Annotated in this window: 17 protein-coding genes and 1 pseudogene; 13 read left to right on the top strand and 5 right to left on the bottom strand. The window is 67.3% G+C overall.

Annotation, left to right across the window (positions count from 1 at the left end; genetic code table 11):
- The first annotated feature begins 36 nt into the window (after positions 1-36).
- The 8 genes from LUW87_RS15665 (at position 37) to LUW87_RS15630 (ending at position 11723) form a co-directional block, all read left to right on the top strand.
- On the top strand, positions 37-2859 hold the full coding sequence (locus LUW87_RS15665; RefSeq protein ID WP_232672143.1) for an McrB family protein: 2823 nt from the start codon (positions 37-39) through the stop codon (positions 2857-2859).
- Positions 2856-4082 (top strand): McrC family protein, encoded by a 1227-nt coding sequence (locus tag LUW87_RS15660; RefSeq protein WP_232672142.1) that lies wholly within the window; start codon positions 2856-2858, stop codon positions 4080-4082. The genes LUW87_RS15665 and LUW87_RS15660 overlap by 4 nt, the downstream gene beginning before the upstream one ends.
- A complete protein-coding gene (locus LUW87_RS15655) occupies positions 4079-5203 on the top strand; it encodes a hypothetical protein (RefSeq protein WP_232672141.1) in 1125 nt (374 codons plus the stop codon). Before LUW87_RS15660 ends, LUW87_RS15655 begins: the two co-directional genes overlap by 4 nt.
- A gap of 145 nt (positions 5204-5348) precedes the next feature.
- On the top strand, positions 5349-5672 hold the full coding sequence (locus LUW87_RS15650) for a hypothetical protein (protein ID WP_232672140.1): 324 nt from the start codon (positions 5349-5351) through the stop codon (positions 5670-5672).
- A 150-nt stretch (positions 5673-5822) separates the two neighbouring features.
- Positions 5823-6314 carry a DUF1810 domain-containing protein gene (locus LUW87_RS15645; RefSeq protein ID WP_232672139.1) on the top strand — a complete coding sequence of 164 codons (492 nt, stop codon included), beginning with the start codon at positions 5823-5825 and terminating at the stop codon, positions 6312-6314.
- Positions 6315-6519: 205 nt separating this feature from the next.
- Positions 6520-7437: an arginase family protein gene (locus LUW87_RS15640; RefSeq protein ID WP_346742578.1), complete on the top strand. Its 918-nt coding sequence runs from the start codon at positions 6520-6522 to the stop codon at positions 7435-7437.
- 148 nt (positions 7438-7585) lie between these two features.
- Positions 7586-8215, top strand: a complete 630-nt coding sequence (locus LUW87_RS15635; RefSeq protein WP_232672138.1) for a hypothetical protein — start codon at positions 7586-7588, stop codon at positions 8213-8215.
- Positions 8216-8351: 136 nt separating this feature from the next.
- A complete protein-coding gene (locus LUW87_RS15630; protein WP_346742581.1) occupies positions 8352-11723 on the top strand; it encodes a TM0106 family RecB-like putative nuclease in 3372 nt (1123 codons plus the stop codon).
- 43 nt (positions 11724-11766) lie between these two features.
- Here the strand turns inward: LUW87_RS15630 and LUW87_RS15625 are convergent, their stop codons facing one another.
- From LUW87_RS15625 to LUW87_RS15605, 5 genes are all read right to left on the bottom strand, one after another.
- A complete protein-coding gene (locus LUW87_RS15625; RefSeq protein WP_232672137.1) occupies positions 11767-12846 on the bottom strand; it encodes a hypothetical protein in 1080 nt (359 codons plus the stop codon).
- Positions 12847-12968: 122 nt separating this feature from the next.
- Positions 12969-13658 (bottom strand): RNA polymerase sigma factor, encoded by a 690-nt coding sequence (locus tag LUW87_RS15620; protein WP_232672136.1) that lies wholly within the window; start codon positions 13656-13658, stop codon positions 12969-12971.
- 165 nt (positions 13659-13823) lie between these two features.
- Positions 13824-14561, bottom strand: a complete 738-nt coding sequence (locus LUW87_RS15615) for a vWA domain-containing protein (RefSeq protein ID WP_232672135.1) — start codon at positions 14559-14561, stop codon at positions 13824-13826.
- Positions 14562-14612: 51 nt separating this feature from the next.
- Entirely contained in the window at positions 14613-15302 is a 690-nt protein-coding gene (locus tag LUW87_RS15610) for a hypothetical protein (protein WP_232672134.1), read from the bottom strand.
- Between the two features lie 133 nt (positions 15303-15435).
- Positions 15436-16056, bottom strand: a complete 621-nt coding sequence (locus LUW87_RS15605) for a protein-tyrosine phosphatase family protein (protein WP_232672133.1) — start codon at positions 16054-16056, stop codon at positions 15436-15438.
- A gap of 396 nt (positions 16057-16452) precedes the next feature.
- Here LUW87_RS15605 and LUW87_RS15600 point away from each other — a divergent pair, with 396 nt between their 5' ends.
- The 5 genes and pseudogenes from LUW87_RS15600 to LUW87_RS15580 all read left to right on the top strand — a co-directional run.
- On the top strand, positions 16453-18042 hold the full coding sequence (locus LUW87_RS15600) for a helix-turn-helix transcriptional regulator (RefSeq protein WP_232672132.1): 1590 nt from the start codon (positions 16453-16455) through the stop codon (positions 18040-18042).
- A 123-nt stretch (positions 18043-18165) separates the two neighbouring features.
- Positions 18166-18330, top strand: a complete 165-nt coding sequence (locus tag LUW87_RS15595; RefSeq protein ID WP_232672131.1) for a DUF7246 family protein — start codon at positions 18166-18168, stop codon at positions 18328-18330.
- A gap of 23 nt (positions 18331-18353) precedes the next feature.
- On the top strand, positions 18354-18563 hold the full coding sequence (locus LUW87_RS15590) for a hypothetical protein (RefSeq protein WP_232672130.1): 210 nt from the start codon (positions 18354-18356) through the stop codon (positions 18561-18563).
- Entirely contained in the window at positions 18560-18853 is a 294-nt protein-coding gene (locus tag LUW87_RS15585) for a hypothetical protein (RefSeq protein ID WP_232672129.1), read from the top strand. Before LUW87_RS15590 ends, LUW87_RS15585 begins: the two co-directional genes overlap by 4 nt.
- A gap of 66 nt (positions 18854-18919) precedes the next feature.
- Positions 18920-19433, top strand: a pseudogene (locus LUW87_RS15580) (integrase core domain-containing protein); the annotation flags it as partial.
- Positions 19434-19436: the final 3 nt, after the last annotated feature.

Here is a 19436-nt window from a genome sequence, read left to right as displayed (position 1 = left end):
CTGCGACGACGTGAGCGACAAGGGGAGGAGACGAACATGATCGACGAAGAGGAACTCGGCTTCCGGAGGACCCGGTTCGTCCAGATCGTCGAGGCCATGCATGCCGATGCGGCATACATGGCGGAGCGCGAGATCAGCGCCGAACATCGGCGCGAGCGCGCCGAGGAGCTGCTCCAGATCGTCGACGCTCTGCGAGCCGACCGATCGATCACGGAGTTCCAGAGCTCGTTCGCAGACTGGACCAAGAAGCCGGGCTATGAGGGGCTCGCTGGTGTCACCGGCGGAATGTTCGTCAACCAGCTGGTGAAGCAGAGCCAGGACGAGGACGCGCTCACCGAGCTGCTCATCCACGTGCTGGCGGTGCCCTCGAGCGAGGCGGACGCCATCGCCAAGCTCGACCGCTTCATCCGCTACGTCGAGTCGATCAAGAAGGGCGCACACCCGGGCCCCAAGCGGGCGCTGTTCTTCGCCTCCTTCTTCTGGTTCCTGCAGGACGCCGACACCTGGCCCTGCCTCTGGGCGAGTGCGGAGAAGTCCTTCACCCGGCTCGGCTGGCTGGACATGGGCCTTCAGCTCACCGAGCTGTATCAGTCGTTTCGGGAGCTCTCCTTGGCATTGGGTGACAGCTGGACCGTCGAGAGCGCCCTCTACTGGTTCAACGCCAATCCCTGGGTCGGCTTGGACCTGACGCTCCAAGACCGCTTCCGATGGGGGATGGAACTCAACCAGGATGCCGAAACCGAGTATCCCGACGGCCTCGAGGAACTGGCTCGAGCGAACGCGGCGGCCGTGGTCGCTGACGTCCGCATCCTCGGCGACGTCCTCGAGTCGGCGGTCAGCGACGCGGCAGGGCGGCCGCTGCGTCGGGCCGTGTGCAGTGAGAAGTGGACGCCCGTCCGCTATCGAGCAAATGCCTGGGTCGATTGGCGGCCGAAGCAGGTCGAGGGTTTCACCTGGGCCCCCGGAATCCGGGTCTTCGTCACAGTTGACGGAGCGCTGGTCGGCCTCTACCCCGGAAGGAAGGGTGCGGGCTGGTTCCCGAAGGTGCGCGAAGCCTTCGCCGACCTCGATCTCCCCGATCTTGCTCCCATCAACATGACCGGGATGTGGGGCGGCGGTGGGATCCAGGAACCAACCGAAGATGGCGAGTTCATGCTCGGGAAGGGCTTCCAGGGCTCGTCTGTACTGGGCGACCCTGCGTTCGCCGACGAGGTGGTGAGGGTGGCCGCCCAGCTGCAGCCGGCCCTCGGCCGACTCATGGACCTCGCGGCGGGTGAGCGCTCCGGGCCGGATAAGCCGACGAACCCGCCCGACGAGAAGTTGGCGGCACTGTTCCAGGAGTTCCTGGTCGAGACGAGCTACCCGACGCCGAAGGACCAAGACCAGAAGCTCCACCGCGACTCGATGGCCGCTCTTCTCGAGCCGAGTGCACTGCTCGACCTCGAGCTCGACGACTTCCGCCGCATCTACAACTCGAGTCACTACGGCTTTCCAGGGTTCCAATCCATCCTCAACACGACCCTCATGAACGCCAGCCCGGCCATGGTCGACCGCATGATGAAGGCCCTCGACGTCCTGCTGTGGGGCGATGCCCCGGTCGAGGATCGAATCGACCGTCTCCTCGACCCGGACGACCTCGGGCTCAAGGGCCTCGGCGAGGGCGTGATCATGAAGATGCTCGCTCTCACCCACCCCGAGCGATTCATCCCCGTGTACCCACTGCGGGGGGACAACGGAAAGGCGGCGATACTCAACGCGCTGGGCCGCGACGTGCCAGATCCCAGGCTCTCTCGGGGTACGCGACAGGTCCAGGCCAACGACGCCTTGCGGGCACTCTTCGATCCGTTCCTGCCAGATGACCCGTGGGGTCAGATGGTGTTCGCGTTCTGGCTGCGGGACCGGCTCGCCGAGGGAGCCACGGTTGAAGACCCGCTCGAGCGAGTGGCCAAGGAGTGCCACCTGCCGAACACGTCGTGGCTGGAGGAGCTGGTGGAGCTCCTCGACGACAAGCGTCAGATCGTCCTCTATGGCCCGCCCGGAACGGGGAAGACCTACCTTGCCCGCAAGCTGGCGGAGGCTTTGGCGCCCGATGACAAGCGGCGGAGCTTCGTGCAGTTCCACCCCTCGACGTCCTACGAGGACTTCTTCGAGGGCTATCGCCCGGTCGCCGACGCAAGTGGGAACCTCAGCTACCAGCTCCAGGCCGGCCCGTTGGCGGGCATCGCTGAGCATGCAGCGCAGGACTCGAAACGGCATCTTCTGGTGATCGACGAACTCAACCGGGCGAACGTGCCCAAGGTGTTCGGCGAGCTGCTGTTCCTCCTCGAGTACCGAGACGAGACGGTGGTCCCGCTCTATCGGCCCGAAGGATTCGCTCTCCCGGGCAATCTCTGGATCATCGCCACCATGAACACCGCGGACCGCTCGATCGCCAGCCTCGACGCGGCGCTGCGGCGACGCTTCCACTTCGTTCCGATCTTCCCCGACGATGGACCGATGGAGGGCGTCCTGGAGCGCTACCTCGAGGCGGTCGAGGGGGACACGACGTGGGCTGACGTCGTGGCGATGGTGAACGACGAGCTCAGGACGGAACTCGGAAACGGCGACCAGCTCATCGGCCACAGCCACTTCATGCGAGCCGGCCTCGACGAAGCGCAGATGGCCAAGATCTGGAAGTACAACATCGACCCGTGGATCGAGGACCTCTTCTACGGCGATGACACGCAGATCAGAGACTTTCGTTGGCCGTCGGTGCTGTCCCGGTATCGAGCACAGGCCGCCGTCGCTGGGGTCGTCGAGCCTGAGGGCGGGGCAGTCACTGCTGGCTCGCCAGCGCTTCCGGCCGAGGACCTGGGGTGACCCAGCTGATCGAACTCCTGGAGTACGAGAGCAAGCAGGTTGCCCTGACCCAGGAGCAAGCAGTCGATCTGCGTCGAGCCGGCGGGCAGGCGCTGTCGGTCAGCATCGGTGGTGAGCCCGGGGCGTATGACCTCAAGGCGGACTCCCAGGTGGGCACGGTGGTCGCGGGCGATCAGGCGGTGCTCATTCGGCCCAAAGTCCCGTTCCGCAATCTCTTCTACCTGCTGGGGGTGAAGCTGCCTGACTTCGGCCAGTTCGATTTCGACTTCGGCAAGGACCTGGGCGTGCTCGGCGCCATGGCTGCCGTGTTCGCCCGGGCGGTGGAGGATGCCACCGCCCGGGGCGTCTATCGGAGCTACCGCCACACCGAAGACCGTCTCCTTGCACCAAGAGGCCGGATCGACATCGCCGCGCAGCTCCGGCGGCCGGCCATGCCGTCGCCCATGGCGTGTCGATTCGACGAGTTCACCTCCGACGTGCCCCTGAACCAGTTCCTGGTGGCGGCGCTCGAACGGGTCCGTCGTGTGCCTGGCCTCCCGGCCCCACTACGGGCCGACCTACTGCGGTTGATGAACCGGTTCGACGAGGTAACGCGTGTCCCGGTCGAAGCAACGGCGATGGACAGGTGGCGACCCGGGCGGCTCGATCGCCACTACCGGTTCTCAGTGCAGCTGGCTCAGCTCATCATGAAGAACCTCTCGCTAGCTGATCGCCACGGTTCTTCCCGGGGCGCCACATTCCTCGTCGACATGCCCGCCCTGTTCCAAGCGTTCGTCACTCAACGGCTCACGACGGCGCTGCGCGGCCGGCTGACCGTGCGCCCCGAGCCGTCAGTTCCGCTGGGTCAGACCATCGCTGGTCCTTCCCGCAAGCTGACACTGCTTCCCGACCTCACCTTCGAGCGACACAGCGTTCGCGTCTACGTAGGCGACGTGAAGTACAAGCTCTCGACCGGAGCCGCTCGGATGGGCGACTACCAGCAGCTGCTCACCTACTCCACGGTGACGGGCCTCGACGAAGGAATCCTCATCTATGCCGAGGACCCGGACAGCCCCGCCGATGCGCCTCGTGTGCACACGGTGAGAACCACGACCGCTGGGACATTGCTTCACACCTACCGCGTTCCGCTGGCCGGCTCACATCGAGAGCTCGAGGCAGAGGTCGTCACATTGGCGGACTGGATCGCGCACCGATGCGGGCACTCAGCACAGGAGGCAGCATGAACGAGGAGGTCAGCGACGAACTCGAAGTCGTGTGGGACATTCGCGACCCGACTCGTCCCGACAACGAGCAGATCCTCGAGTTCTACCTGAGATGCGCGCCGAAACCGGCGAGCGCCGGGCCTGCACTGATCGTCCAGGAAGCGGTCGACCCGGGCGACGAGTCACCCGACGAAGAGGGGAGGTGGATCGACGATCTCCTCGCCGGCTTTTGCCTTGCCGTGGAGGCGTGGTGCGAGGCCAACGAGGTAGTGCTCACCGAGGATCCGGGCACCGCAGCAATAGAGGCGATCTACGCTGCGGGCGCGACCGAGGCCCAGCGGGAGAAGTACGAGCTGTTCTGCGACTCCGAACTCGCTGACGCCGCAATCGATGCGTGCCTCGCGGTGGCCGATGCCGCAAACCTGTCGTTCGATGACCTCGGCGAGATATGGGGGGTCACGCTGGCCCCCGACGCCGACACCCTTCTCCGGCTCAACGTCGGCATACGCGCCCTGCTCGACGTGAAGGCCGATGGCGACGCCGAGGTGGCCGTCCTCGCCACGCCGGAGGAACTCGCACACCTGCCCGACGCCGTTTCGGTCCACTCGGGCTTCTCTGCGGTCGCAGACTCTCGGATAGTGCGTGTTCCATTGGATGACGCGTTCGACGCGGTCGTGGCGACCGAAGGTGCTGCGGCCCACATCGAGGCCCACGCTCGAACGAGCTGGCGCGCGCTGCTGAACGAGAATTGGCACAATCCGCTGAGCGACCTGTTTCTCTACGCTGACGCGCCTGGCCCGAGGGGGTCGACCGGAGCGAGTAGCGGCGGTCCCGCTCTCACCGACGACTCCGCTGTTGGAAGGGCTGACCACAAAGGTCGCTACAGGCCGGTCTGGGAATGGCTGGTCGCACACGAGCCCGTCGAGTTCCGAACGACGTTCGCGGAGGTCGAGCGAGCAACGGGCGTCGCGCTCCCGAACTCGTGTCGAGTCCACCTCGCTCATTGGTACGGCTACCAGGGGAGTGCAGTCGCACGAGCAATCCTCGATGCCGGGTGGCACGCCCACCACGTCGACCTGACAGCCCAGGAAGTCACCTTCACCCCCGGCCCGTCCCCTCGTACTCGCAGCCCTTCGCAGTGAGGTGAGGCGGATGGGTCGAGAGAGTGCCTGCTTGACGGGCGTGATGACCCGACGAGCGAGGCTTCAGTGATCAAACGGCATCTCCTACCCTGACCCCCAAGAATCTGGTCAGTGCCGCCGGTGCAGAGAAGTGGAGACAGGGACCATGACGGACCCAGCGGAGTTCCAGCAGGCCGTCGTCAAGCACCACACCGAGCTCAGCCAGCTCCTGGCCTACCCGCCGTTCACCGTCGAGTGGGCCTTCTACAGGGAGTTTCGTGACTCGATCCAGAGGGACCATGCTCGGCTGGCCGAGATCGACGCCCCCGAGCAGGTCTACCTGCGCACCCGCACGACGTATGCCGACGAGATCGAGGAGGCCAGGCTCTGGCGAGCTCGCTACGGCGACGACACCCACAGCGCTCGCCGGCATGCCCTCGAGCTGGTGGACGACCCTGACGACCCTCGCTACGAATGGTTCACGTTCTGATTCCACGTCGCAGCCGGCGAGATTCCGACATCAACGAGATGCCGACCATCAGAGCGGGGTTCGGTGAGTGTCGGCCGGTGACCGGGGCGCCGATGATGACGTCCAGAATCGGCGTGGCAGACACTGCGACGAAGAGAGGATTCTGAACGGATGACCAGCTCGAAGGATCTGAGCCGTTTCGTCGACGAGCACCGCAGAACGTTCGCCGGTGCACTGGCAGAGATCGAAGGCGGAAGGAAGACCGGTCACTGGATGTGGTTCGTCTTCCCCCAGGTCGACGGCCTCGGCTCTAGCCACACCGCCCGCAGCTACGCCATCCGCTCGCCAGCGGAAGCCGAGGCCTTTCTGCTCCACCCGATACTCGGTCCGAACTACCGGACCATCACCCGAGCTGTGTGGAAGAGGACGGTGGGAGAAGGACAGGAACTCCGGAGTCTCTTGGGGACTCCTGATGACCTGAAGCTCCTCTCGTCACTGACGTTGTTCGGGCAGGTCGCTGGGCGGATGGTCCGCAGGGGCGACGGCGATGTCGACGAGTTGGAGGCCCTGGTCGCGCAAGCGGCGGAGATCTGCGACCACGCCGCTCAGAGCGGCTACGCGCCCTGTGAGACGACTCTGTCGTTCCTCGAACGCAATCTCTGAGGGTCGGCCAAGGAAGCCGCGGCTCGCTGAGGGAAGAGGGTGGTGGGTGGGTCGGACAGGACACTCATGATCCGGCTGGACGAGGAACTAGCTGGCTCCGCGGACCGGCCCGGCGCCTGATCCAGAGGGGCCTGTCACATCTCCCAGACCTCGGCGTTGAACCCCTGGACCAGCCGCGCGTCAGACCTCCGACCGGAGTCGACAGGTGCGGAGGTCCAGTGTCCGCCGACCCGAGGAGCCCGCGATCCACGTCCACGCCCCCGCCCACGCCGAGAATGCCCCTGCAGAGTACGAAACGACTCGCAAGCCGGCGCTCATCGCCCAGTCCCTGGCCAACGAGCCGATCCCGGGCGTCACGGTCAGCGTCGCTGAACCCGCTGAGGAGTCACTGGTGACCGAGATGCACGACCACGCCTACATCGAGGCGGTGCGCACCGGCGACCCTTCAGATCTCGCGGAGTCGAACGGGCTGGACTGGTCAGAGGAGCTGTACCCGGCTGTGCTCGCCTCCACCGGGGCAGTCATGAGCAGCCTCGGTACGGCGCTCGACGATGGGCGCGGATTCGGGCTGGCAGCCGGGCTCCACCACGCTCGGGCCGAACGGGGCAGCGGATTCTGCACAGTCAACGGTCTGGCGCTGGCCGCAGTGCTGTCCGCTCAACGCGGCCTCGAGGTTGTGGTGATCGACCTCGACGCCCACTTCGGGGGTGGCACCCAGTCCATCGTCGGCGAACTCGACTCGGTCCGCCAGCTCGACGTGTCGACCTCGGCGTTCGACTCCTATGCGCCGACGTCGCAGGCCACGCCGATGCTGGTGGGCGACGCGGGGGAGTACCTGGCCACCGTCAGACTCGGGCTCACCTGGCTGGAACACGGTCCCCGTCCCGACATCGTGTTGTACAACGCTGGCGTCGACCCCCACGAGGACTGCCCGACCGGTGGCCTGCGGGGCCTGACCACCGCCACGCTGGCCGAACGAGACGCCCTCGTCGCCGACTGGGCCGTCGCCAACGGACTGCCCATCGCCGCCGTCCTGGCCGGCGGCTACGAAGGCGCCCGTCTCGATACCGACGACCTCGTCGGACTGCACCGCAACACCATCGCCGCGCTGGCTGCCGCATGACCTGTTCACACGGTCGAGAGCGTCGCGTGAGAGACCTTTGCGAAATTCCGCCGGCTGATGCCGCCGACGACCTGCTAGCCGCCTCGCCAGCTTCGGCGACACGGCCCGGAATCTGGACAACCATGTGCTCTGGCTCGAGGAGACGGCTATGACGACCGGATCGTCCGACAACCAACATCTGGAAGTGCTGCGGGAGTACTTCTTCGACCCAGTGGTGTCGAGGCTGCGCGACGGGGATGAGATCTCCTCGTGGGAATCGATTGCGCCCGACCCGACCCTGTGGAGGGATGGCGAGTTCACCCAGAACAGGGCAAGGTTCGACGCCGCCCTCTTTGGCCGATCAGGTTGGCGCACCTGGCTCGAGGTGATTCGCGTGAGCTCGTCTCGATGGGAAGTCGCTGTGCTCGAGGCCCCCGAGGCACCCAACTCCACCGAATTGGCCACCGTGGTCGATGACATGACCACAGCGGTAGTTGTCGAATGGGGTCAACCCACCCCTGATTGGGGCCCGTGGGAGTACATCCAGGACCACTACATCGACCGCCCCTCGCTGATCGGCGCACACATGGCCGGAGCATCGGAATGCACAGGCGCTTTCGCTGCCGCCCTCGAGGATCGACTGGGAACCATCGATGCGGACTTCGACCGAGCCGAGACGGCGCCAGGAGACCGACCCATACAGCGCCGCATGATCGAGGACGCGATTGCTCGGGTGCGAGAGGCCGAAGAGACCTTGGTCGAGGCCGAGATGATCCTCGTCTCGGTCTTCCCGACGTGACCCGCTGAGCGAACGCCCGCCTTGACCTGCCCCGACTGCCTGACGCCTTCGCTTTCTGCGTCGCCGACCGCCAGCTCGGCCATGGCCGTCGTCCACTGCCCACCGTCGGCGACCCGTCGAGTGCTGACACCCACCACTGGAGAAGACCCCGCTGACTGACCGGCTGCTCACCCCGACGAGGATCACGGCGTGGCTGGACTGCGCCCACTACCTGACGCTGACCCACGAGGATCTGAAGTCGGGGGCAGCGCCGGCGCACCGCCCGTTCGGCTCCTTCGCCCGACTCCTGGCCGACAAGGGTCTGCAACACGAAGCGGACTGTCTCGACGAGTACCGACGACAGGGTCTGTCGATCCTCGAGATTCCGCCTCGACAGCCCAGGGAGACCTTTGCTGCATGGGTCACCCGGGTGGGCAGCCCCTTCGACGAGGGCTACGACGTGATCTACCAGATGCCGCTGGTTCACGACGGGGTGCGAGGCGTGGCCGACTTCCTCGTCCGCACCGAAGACGCCACGACCGGGACGGTGGTCTATGAGCCGGTCGACGCCAAGCTGGCCCGTCAGGAGGCCAAGCCCGGTCATGTGCTGCAGCTCTGCTTCTACGCCGATGCGCTGGAGGCCATCACGGGGCACGCCCCCCGCCATCTGCATCTCTGGCTCGGCTCCGGTCAGGTCGAGCCACTCGTCGCCAAAGACTTCCGGCCCTACTGGAACCGCCTGAAGGCCCAGCTCGCCGCGGCCCTCGACGCCGACCCGACTGGGGCCGAGACGGTCCCCGAGCGATGCAGCCACTGCCAGTTCTGCGAGTTCGCGGAACGCTGCGAAGCCCAGTGGCGGAACGACGATTCGCTGATCTACGTGGCCGATCTGCGCAGTACTGACCGCCGCGTTCTGGAGGCGGGCGGGATCGCAACGCTCGCTGCGCTCGCCGCCAACGAGGCGCCGGTCGACGGGGTGCGAGAGGAACGCCTCCGACGAGCCGTCCAGCAAGCCGCTCTTCAGGTCGAGGCCCGCTTGAGTTCCGACGCGCCGCCGCCGTATCGCATGATCGAGGCCTCGGACGAGCCGGCCTGGGGTCGTGGCTTCGAGTCGCTTCCCGAACCCGATGACGGCGACGTCTTCCTCGACTTCGAGGGTCACCCGTTCTGGCGGGCCGACGGCGGGCTGTTCTTCCTTTTCGGATTTCTCGAGGCCGGCGGCGACGGTGGCTGGCAGTACCGCACCTACTGGGCACACGACCTGGACGAGGAGGCGGAGGCGGTTCGCGCTCTCGTCGGATACCTGGCCGAGCGGCGAGCCGAACACCCCGGGATGCACGTCTACCACTACAACCACACCGAACGCTCGCAGCTCGAACGGCTCACCGCATCCCACGGTGTCGCCGAGATCGAGCTGGCCGAGCTCGTGGAGACCGGGCTCTTCGTCGACCTCTTCACGGTCGCGCACAATGCGGTGCAGGTCGGCGTGGAGTCCTACGGGCTCAAGGATCTCGAGCGGCTGGCCGCGTTTCGGCGCGGTCACGACATCGACCAGGGAGCGGGCGCTGTCGTCGAGTATGAGGAGTACACCAAGACTCTCGACGCCGGCATCCTGGAACGCATCGCGGCGTACAACGAGGACGACGTCCGCGCCACCCGAGCGCTGCGCGACTGGCTGATCGAGCAGCGGCCCCCCGGTATGGAGTGGCGCTCGGCATATCTCGAGCCGCCCGACGACTTGCCCGAGCTCGATGAGCAGGTAAGCCGCCTCCACGCCTTCGGAGCCGGCACCCCCGAGTACCTGCTCGGAGACGTACGCGGCTACTGGCGCCGGGAGTTCTTCGCGCACCGTGCCCAGATGGCCGCCCGGTGTGCTGGCGAGGCAGCGGACGAGCTCGACGCCTCCGACGCTCTTGCCGGTCTCGAACCGGTCGGGCTTCAAGCGCCGTCGGGCAGGCAGAAGTGGCCCGCGATGAGGTTCCGCTTCCCAGCCCAGTCCACTGATGGATTCCCGTCGAGAGATGACGGGGTCGTCTACGCCGTCGGGGATGGGCAATTGGCGGGTGCAAGAGTCAGGCAGTTCGATCTTGGCGATCGCGTTCTCGACCTCGTGTGGAACGAGAAGTCTCAGGAGGCGGGCGTCGTCCCATCGTTGGTGGTGATCGACGACTCGGCTCGCCAGACCCCAAAGTCTCAGGCGCTCTCCGCGCTGGCGGCGCAGGTTCTCGATCCGACCGGCGGCGCTCCGAACGAAGTGTCCATGGCCCTACTCCGTCGAGACCTACCGGCGTTCGTCCCGGGAGGTGGCCCCGCGGGTGGGCGGTTCAGCGACGACCTCGACGAGATGGCCGACTGGGTTCGTGACCTCGACCACAGCTACCTGACCATCCAGGGTCCGCCCGGTACCGGCAAGACGTATCGCGGTGCGCACATCGTCCGCGATCTGATCCTGGCCGGCAGGAGGGTCGGGATCACCGCCATGAGCCACCACGCCATCGACAACCTCCTCGAAGCCTCGGTGGCACTCTTCGCCGAGAATGGACTCTCGGGCCAGCTGAATGCGATCAAGCGCCAGCCGGCCAAACGCCCGGAGAACGTGTCCGGGGTGGCGTATGAGGATCTCAACCCACCCTGCGCCGAGCCTGGATACAACCTCGTTGCGGGCACCACCTGGCTCTTCGCCAACGACTGCATGCGTGACGCCCCGGTCGACGTGTTGATCGTCGACGAGGCCGGGCAGCTCGCCCTCGCCGACGCCCTCGCCGCGTCCAGAGCCGCGAAGAGCATGGTCCTGCTGGGTGACCCGTTGCAGCTCGCCCAGGTGGAGAAGGCCTCCCATCCCGGCGGCGGAGGAGCCAGCGTGCTCGAACACGTCCTCGGTGAGGACGTGACGGTGCCCGCCGATCGGGGCATCTTCCTGGCCGAGAGCCGCCGCATGCACCCCGACGTGTGCTCGTTCATCTCCGACGAGATCTACGAAGGACGTCTCACCAGCCACCCGAGCTGCTGGGGTCAGAGGACGAGCGCCGGCACGGGTCTGCGGTGGATGGAAGCCCACCACAGCGACCGCAGCAACGAAGCACCCGAAGAAGCCGAGCTCGTGGCCTCCGAGATCAGCCGTCTCCTCGGCACGCCGTGGGTCAACCAGCACGGGACCGAGGCCCCGCTGAGCGTCGGGGACGTCATGGTGGTCGCCCCGTACAACAACCAGGTGAACCTGATCAGGCAGCGCCTCGATCGTGACACGCACACCCGGAATGTGCCGGTCGGAACGGTGGACAAGTTCCAGGGCCGCGAAGCCGCAGTGGTGTTCTTCACGATGACGAGCTCATCGTCCGACGACGCGTCACGCGGACCGGACTTCTTGTTCTCGCGGAACCGGCTCAACGTGGCGGTGAGCCGGGCCCGGTGCCTCGCCTACCTCGTGTGCACGAAGGAACTGCTCGACAGCCGCGCCCGCAGTGTCGACGAGATGCGCCTGCTGTCGACGCTGTGCAGCTTCGTCGAGCACGCCGACGCCGCCCACTGAGCGGCCCCCGAACCTCGAAGCTCCGGGGACCTGTCGGAACGTCTCAGCGTCGGCGCAGGGCCCTGGCGATTTCTTCGGCGAGCGTGGCAGGGCGTTGCGGGATCCCGTGTTCTGCGTACTGCCGGGCCTGGGCAGCTCGGGTCGGGTCTCCCAGGTCCTCCCACATCGCCGCACAGTCCTCCCACAGCTCCCGTGCGGCAGCCGGGTCCGAGGAACGCAGGAGGACCGCCTTCTGTCCAAGGCGCACAGCGCGCATCGCCCGGTCGAGCGACGATGCGGGCAGCGGGAGCGGGTCGACGGTGAGCGTCAGCTCGAGGTCGTCGAGGCGAAGGTCGTGGGGAACGACCGCCTCCGCCGTGCCGCCGCGGTCCGCCTTGAGGACGGGGACGAGAGCGATCAGCACCTGGGAGCCCCGGGCCGTCACACGCATCCAGAGGTCGTCGGTCGGCCCCACCGTGCGAACTCGCAGAAGACCGCCGTCGGTGAGGGTCGCTGCGCGCACCGCCGGTTCCCAGAACGCCATCGACATGGCCCGCGCCGCGGCGGGCGCTGCGATGCGGTCTGCGGACCGAGTCCTCCCACCGGTGAGGGTGTCGGCGACCTCGCGGAGTCCGGGCGCATCGTTGAGGGCGCCGAAGCACAGTGAGGCCAACCGACTGGCAAGCTTCGGCTTCCCGTTCGCCACCCAGGCGATGTCCGCTTGCACCTGGTCGAGGAGTTCGGCCGCTTCGGTGATACGGGCCCGCCTCCCCGCAACGACGGATGGAGTGAGCTCTGGGCGCTCCTCGGCCTCGTACGCCGCCTCCAGCGCTGCAGTGGCGCGGACCAGAGGTGGAAGGTCCTCGTCGGTGCTGAGCGCCTCGAGGAACGCGAGGCGGCCCATGATCTGGGCGTCTCCTGGGCGAAACGCATCGCGTGCGCGGTTCGTGCCGAAACGAGGGTCGGATTGCTGGCCCATCGAGGGGCTCTCGCCGACCAACCGCCGGGGTCGGGTGTCGTCGTCCGTCTCGAGTGCTTCGACGGCTCGGTCGTCGCCGATGAGATGGCTCAGCAACCCAGCAGCGCTGTCACCGTCGACGGCGATCGACGACAGCTGCACCGGGTCGGCGTAGTCGACGTACACGTCGATGCCGTCGTCGACGTGGAGCTCGGCGTGACCAGCCGGGCCGGGCACGAACGAGACGAGCTCGCGGCTGCCATCGGGGTCGACGTGGACCACGAGGTCTTGGGGGTAGACGGGGTCGCTCATGTCCCGCTGCTCGCGAAGTGAAGGGCCGTCGCCTCGTCGACCAGTGTGGTGATCCGGCGTGCTCGGCGCGACAGCCGTTGGCGTTGCGCGGCAGATCCACCATCAGCGTCGGGGAAGATCCCGTCGCGTTGCCCAGCGAACCACAGGCACGGCCACAGCCGGGCCTGGTCCGGTCGAGCGCCGCCCTGCGGTAGGGGAGCACCCCCGGTGTCGCACGCCGGATAGGCGGCCAGCGTCAGGCACGTGAGCGCCCCCGACGTGGCCCATGCCTCGTGTCCCCTCGTCTCCACGATGGTCCGCAGGGCATCCAGCGTGGGAGTGTCCCCTTCCGACGGGATCTCATCGTCGCCGTCTGGTGGGGCGAGGCCCATTCGCTCGTCGAGCTCCACGTCCGGCTTGCGGCGCCCCCGGAACACGTCGGCGATCAGGCGCTTCATCACCGTGCAGCCGTAGCTGGCAACGCGGCGGCCGGCCAGGGCCTCGTCGTCGATACGGCCCTCCCTGCGCAGTATGGCGACCTTCAGAAAGGCATCCTGGACGACATCCTCGGCACGGATGGGGCCCTGCGCTCCCCGCAGGAGACGCTTCGCCGTGGCCAGTGCCTCGGGGGACGCGAACCAACGCTCGAGCTGGATGCTGAAGGGTTCGTCCGTCGCTTCCGTCAGCGTCTGACGCCTGTCATCCACCGATCACCACCCGAGGAGTCCTGCCGCCACGTGACGCACAGTAGGTCAGGTGCCGACTGCCGTTCGTCGTCTACGCCGGCGGTCTTCAGCCTGGTCATGAACCGGTGTCCTCGGAGAGTGAGTGGGTGGCGGGCCGCCGCACCCGCCACCCACGACCGCCGGCCGTCACGAGGGACGGCGACGGCGCTCGCGTTGCAGGCGGTCGAGCTCAGCGTGCTTCTTGCCGTCGAAGAAGTCGCCGCTGTCGATGGCCTGCTTGGCCCGGTTCTTGCGTCGCAGGGCGCTGGTCGACTTCGACATGGAGTCGAAGGCGGCGGCCGCACCGGCCCCGTCTGCCGCGAAGGACTGCACCGACCGGGGGTCGTAGCCGATGCTGCCCGCCTCGCCGTAGGCATCCAGGCCGGCACCGAGGAAGGCGAAGGTCCACCCGTCCTCCATGCGCTGGGCGACGAGACGGCGCACGGTGTCGAGTGAGTACTCGCGAGACTGGTTTTCCTCGCCATCGGTGATGGTCACCACCACGATCCGCTCGGCGGGCTGACCGGTCACGCGCAGGTGCTCGGCGTGCACGGCGGCCCGCACGAGGATGCGCCCGGTGGCGTCGAGCAGCGGTGTCCCGCCCCGGGGGGCGAAGGTGCGCTCGTCGAGGGGGACGACCTCGCTGATCGGCACGGCGTCGGCGACGACCTCCTCGGGGTCCTGGCTGTCGAACATCACGAGGGTCATGCGGGCGTCGGGGCCTTCCGCCTGTTGCTCGGCGAGCAGCCGGTTGAACCCGCCGATCACGTCGCGGACCATGGTCGACATCGATCCGGACCGATCGACCAGCACGTAGAGATGGACGTGCGGAGTGTCCTCTCCCTCGGGGATCGGAGCACTGTTGGGGTTCGGGTTCTCGTTCATGGGTGATGAACGACACGTGCCGCCGATGCTGTGCGCGCCGAGCCTCCAGGGTCAGGCGGCGCTGACGTACCCGGCGGCGGTCAGGTCTGCGGCGAGCCGTCGGCGCACGGCAGTGAGCCGACGGCTCAGCCACTCCCGGCGGTGACCGAGCTCGGCGGCCACCTCCCCGGTTGCCCGGCCCACGACGTCGACCTGGAACAGAGCCCATCGGTCCTCGGCGGGCATCCCGTCCATGACCGGGTCGAGGTCCAGACGATCGAACAGAGCATCCTCGGCCCGGGCGGCGGCCACCACGGCGTCGTGGACCTGGCGACCCTCGAGACGCTCCCGTTCTTCGCCGGTCTCCGGATCGGCCACCACGATGGCGACCACCTGGCGGCTGGAGCTGTGGGAGCCGTCGCTGCGACGTCGGGACCAGCCCTGGCCACGCTGGCGGCTGTCGGTCTTGCGGTGATCGATCAGGCGTTGGGCGAGCGACACGGCCACGAAGGCGCCGGGCTGGGGATAGGCGCCCATGACGCCCGCCGGATCGACGGCGAATCCGAGAGCGATCCGTTGGGCGACGTCGAGGGCGTCGTCACCTCTGACGTTGCGGGCTGCGAGGCGTCTGACGGCGATGGCGTGCAGCTCACCGGCGTAGTGCTCACGTGCCTGGCTGGCTTCTCGACGGCGCCGCTGCGCGCGCCGTTGCGAGACGGTCGTCTGGATCGACGTGGTGCAGGGTTCGTGCGTTGTCCCCATCAGCGGCTCCCTTCGGTGGCGGACGGGCCGACACCGAGGGCAACGGAGCTAGGCGTGAGATGTGACGCGCACAGGGGCGACAGGGACCCGAAGCCAGCGTCCTGTGGGGCGATCGGGCCATCCCGTGCGGTCGTCAGCTGGCCCGACGAATGCGGCTGATTACTCCCGCCACGTCCACCGGGTTCCGGTCCTGCCAGTCGAGGAGCTCCGCGACGGCCGAGCGGACCTCGCTGGTCGCCATGCCGGTCGACCGGGCGTGGTGAGCCAACGCCGAATCGGCGTAGAGCACCGCAGCGATCGGTCGCGCCGTTCGGATGGCGTCGAGTGCCGCGGCCACACCCCACCCGTCGGCGAGCATCAGGCGGAAGGCCATGCTGGGCCCCCGGTTGACCCCCATGTGGCAGTGGACCAGCAGCCGGTCGCCGTGAGTCCGTTGGGTCAGCACGTCGAGCCCTGCCTGCCACCATTCGTCGGGCTGACCGGTCCCGTCGTCGTGCGTCCCGAGGTGGTGGTAGGCGAGGTGGGGGGCGAGTCTCGCCACGAGGTCTTCGTCGCTGTACTCGCTGCGGACGTCGACGATGCGGGTGACACCGAGGCGATCCCATGCGGTGAGCTGTGCCTCGGCGCTGTCCGGATCATGGTGCAGGTCACCGCACACGACGAGCCAGTCACACACCTCGCCCGGGCGTCGGTGCCATTCGGCCGCATCGACGGTCCGTGGTGGTCGGGTGGGGCTGGGGGAGCGAACGGTCATCGGGAACCTCTCGTGGGATGCGGTACCCGCCTGGCGGGCACCGACGACGGAGACGCGGCCGCAAGCGCCGGTGCGTCGGCTACCGGATCGGCGGTAGCTGCCCTGATGACGAGGAGGAGCTCGAGATGTGACGGCACCGGAGCAGATTGGTTCTGCCGGAACTGGAAGGTCGTCTGACATGGTGTGCGACTCGACCCACCATGGGGCCCCTCATGCAGGAGGCTGTGCGCCGGCCGCTTCAGAAGGACCAACGAACCACGTCTAACCCGCGACATCTCGCGAGCGCAGGCCGACGGCTCGGGAAGTCAGCCTGAGGTTATGGTCCTGCCACCACTGTCAAGCCTGTCCCCAACGAACGTGGAGTCAACTGTGCCATCCGCCGGACCGACCGTCCTCATGCCGTTCTCGGTCGACCCTGCCGGGGGCGACCCCACCGTGCAGGCCCGTCGGATCGGGATCGCGATCCGATCCCTCCGCCGTGCTGTTGGCTACACGCGCGATGACCTCGCAGTGGCCGCTGGCGTCTCGGTCACCTCGATTCGGGGGTGGGAGGAAGGACGCCAGCTACCAAAGACCACCTCGATTGCCCAACTCATGGTGGCCTGCGCCGCACGTGTCGCCCCGCAAGGCGTCATCGACGACGCCGCCGACGAGGAGACCGGTCGCCGCCCGTCATCGAGGACGTCTGAGACGACCGAGCCAGCGGAAGGTGCACCCGGTGAGCTCTCTGAGCCAGAAGCTCTCGACGAAGCGCTGGCGGCGTGGATCGTTGCTGCCCGACCGCGCACGGCCGAGGAAGGATGGCTCGAGCCGGTGCTTGGCCGGCTCGGCTGGAACACTGCGACGCGCCTCACCCTCGAAGAGGCTGGCCGGCTCGTGGAGAAGACCCGGGAGAGCGCGCGGCTCAAGGAGAACGCGGTCCGGGACGCTCTGAAGGCATGTCCCGGTCCCGTACCCCTCCTGGAGCAGGCTCTGGAAGTGATTTGGGAACGGTGCCCGAGCACCGAACCGATCATGCTGCAGACTCTCGCTCACGCCGGATTCACGAACGTGTCGATCGAAGGCCTTCTGATCGCGTGTGAGATCTGCGAGTTCGTCGACTTGCCAGTGGTCGTTGATGGGGTCGTCGGCGCGTCCGTCGACGAAGCAAGGGCCCACGCCGAGCTCTTGGAGCTGGTCCGCCGGCGAAGCCGCACCCCGGCTCCGCTCGCGCTCGCATCGCTGACTGACCTCGGGGACAGCGCTGTGGACGTCGACGACTTGCGATCGGTGCTCGACTCGCTCGGGTCCGTACGCTGGCTCGACGCGGACTGGTTTTGGGACCCCACTGCAAGTGATACGAAGTCGACTCTCGTCAACTTCACCCGCAAGCTCCTTGGCGCATGCGGACCCATGAAGGTCGAATCCATAGAGCGAGGCCTCACCAGGGTCGTGGGCCAACGTCGACTCGATCCGCTTCCGCCGACTCCGGTCCTCGAGCGATTCTTCGACGACCACCCACGGTTTGAACTGGCCGATGGCCTCGTGACCTCAGCGACCGCTGAGCCCATGGAGCTGCTCTCGAAATCTGAGCGAACCGCCATTGAGACCATTCGGCTGCGAGGCGGCTGGTGTACCTACCGTGATCTCTGCGAGGCCTTCCTCAGCGCCGGGATGTCTAAAGCAGCCGCTTCCCAGCTCACGCAGTTCTCGCCGCTCCTGATGCGCACAGCCCCTGATCAGTGGACGATCCGGTCCAACGAGAAGGAGTTCACCGGCCGAGCGAAGCGGCCCTCACCATCGCCCGAGTACGCCGCGGCCATCCGGTCCGCTCGTCTCGAGCGAGGCCTCACTCAGCAGGCAGTCGCCGATGGGCTGGGGGTCGACCAGGCGACGGTGTCGATCTGGGAGACGGCCGTGGGCACGCCGTCGAGCTCAGCGCGGGAGAAGCTGGCCAAGCTCCTCGGCGTGCCCGAACCATCCGGAGTCGAGTTCGCGCTCCCATAGCCGAACCCAGCTCGACCAGGTCGGGATCGACGAGCTCGTCCGCCTCGAATTGCGCCGAGTCCTCCTCCAGCACGCCACGAGCGACGTCGGCCTCACCTAGTCATCTACACGAGGGGCGACGACGTGAAGATCAAGGGCGAACGAGGTGGCCACTACCACTTCATGGCCCACGTGGAACGCAAGGACACGGGCGACCCCTGGGTGGCCGTGTACGGCGGCACGAAGGATCCAGGCGGCATGCGGGGCTTCCGCTACGTCGCCACCGACCAGATCAGAAAGGTGCGCTAATGGCACGAGCAAAGCCCGTCCCCATGGACGACATGCCCGCTTCCCTGCTGGAGTGGGCCCGCTCACAGGACGAGGACACGCTGGTCTACGTCCCCACGCTGACCGACCAGGGCTGGGCCGTCTTTACGCTCCCTCGGCCACCCTTCTACAGCACCTCGTTGGTGGAGGTCGTCGGCAAGCTGGCCGCCTCCATCACCCGCTGCGACACGCTCAACAAGGAGCACGCGTCATGAGCAGGAACAACAACGGCAAGTCCCCACCTCGTGAGGTGACGAACAATGAGCTGGTGGCCAACGCCCTCGGACCACTCGAGGGCTGGCTCAACTCACTCGCCGACGACCCTGAGGCTCGGGCTCTGGCCGCTGGCTGGCTGCTCGATCAGCTCGAGGAGATGAAGGACACGGTGGCCGTCCACCGACGAGCCGCCGTGCGTGAGCTGCGAGCCAACAACTTGAGCCTGGGCGAGATCGCCTACGCCTTGGCGATCAGCCGCTCACGGGTCGATCAGTTGGCTAACCAGTAGCTGACGTTCTTGGCCACACGGGGAATCTACAAACACCACAAGCCACGACCCCGTGTGGAGTTGACCCGGTTTTCTGCCGATGAGCTCGAGACCGCAGGCCACGACCTCGGAGAACGGCGGGTGTGGCGGCTGTGTCGTGACCAGCGGCTGTGGTCGACCACCACCCGCAAAGGCCGGCGGGGCAAGGGCCGACCCGGCCCGGCCGTTCACGATGACCTCGTCCAGCGCGAGTTCACCGCCGAGCGGCCCTACCAGATCTGGCTGACTGACATCACCGAGCACCCCACCGCTTCGGTCCCGAGTCTTCCGGACCGCGCTCGGCGCTGCCGGGCTCACCGGATCGATGGGCCGCGTCGCCTCGGCCGGTGACAACGCTGCGATTGAATCGTTCTTCTCGCTGCTCCAAGAGAACGTCCTGGACCGCCAGCGCTGGGACACCCCCTCCGAGCTGCGCTACGCCGTCGTGACCTGGATCGAGCACACCTACAACCACCGGCGCCGCCAACGAGCCCTCGGTCGTCTCACCCCGGTCGAGTTCGAGCTCGCCTTCACACCCACCGAGGTCGCTCACGCGGCCTGAATA

The sequence above is a fragment of the Rhabdothermincola salaria genome (genome assembly GCF_021246445.1).
Classification (GTDB): domain Bacteria; phylum Actinomycetota; class Acidimicrobiia; order Acidimicrobiales; family Acidimicrobilacustridaceae; genus Rhabdothermincola_A; species Rhabdothermincola_A salaria.
This window is presented reverse-complemented; position numbering and strand designations above follow the sequence as displayed.

Coding starts and splice junctions, on each gene's coding strand:
- LUW87_RS15645 (WP_232672139.1), top strand. CDS start 5,823: ATGACCAGCTCGAAGGATCTGAGCCGTTTCGTCGACGAGCACCGCAGA.
- LUW87_RS15635 (WP_232672138.1), top strand. CDS start 7,586: ATGACGACCGGATCGTCCGACAACCAACATCTGGAAGTGCTGCGGGAG.
- LUW87_RS15650 (WP_232672140.1), top strand. CDS start 5,349: ATGACGGACCCAGCGGAGTTCCAGCAGGCCGTCGTCAAGCACCACACC.
- LUW87_RS15610 (WP_232672134.1), bottom strand. CDS start 15,302: ATGGGGACAACGCACGAACCCTGCACCACGTCGATCCAGACGACCGTC.
- LUW87_RS15665 (WP_232672143.1), top strand. CDS start 37: ATGATCGACGAAGAGGAACTCGGCTTCCGGAGGACCCGGTTCGTCCAG.
- LUW87_RS15590 (WP_232672130.1), top strand. CDS start 18,354: ATGGACGACATGCCCGCTTCCCTGCTGGAGTGGGCCCGCTCACAGGAC.
- LUW87_RS15585 (WP_232672129.1), top strand. CDS start 18,560: ATGAGCAGGAACAACAACGGCAAGTCCCCACCTCGTGAGGTGACGAAC.
- LUW87_RS15605 (WP_232672133.1), bottom strand. CDS start 16,056: ATGACCGTTCGCTCCCCCAGCCCCACCCGACCACCACGGACCGTCGAT.
- LUW87_RS15600 (WP_232672132.1), top strand. CDS start 16,453: ATGCCGTTCTCGGTCGACCCTGCCGGGGGCGACCCCACCGTGCAGGCC.
- LUW87_RS15655 (WP_232672141.1), top strand. CDS start 4,079: ATGAACGAGGAGGTCAGCGACGAACTCGAAGTCGTGTGGGACATTCGC.
- LUW87_RS15615 (WP_232672135.1), bottom strand. CDS start 14,561: ATGAACGAGAACCCGAACCCCAACAGTGCTCCGATCCCCGAGGGAGAG.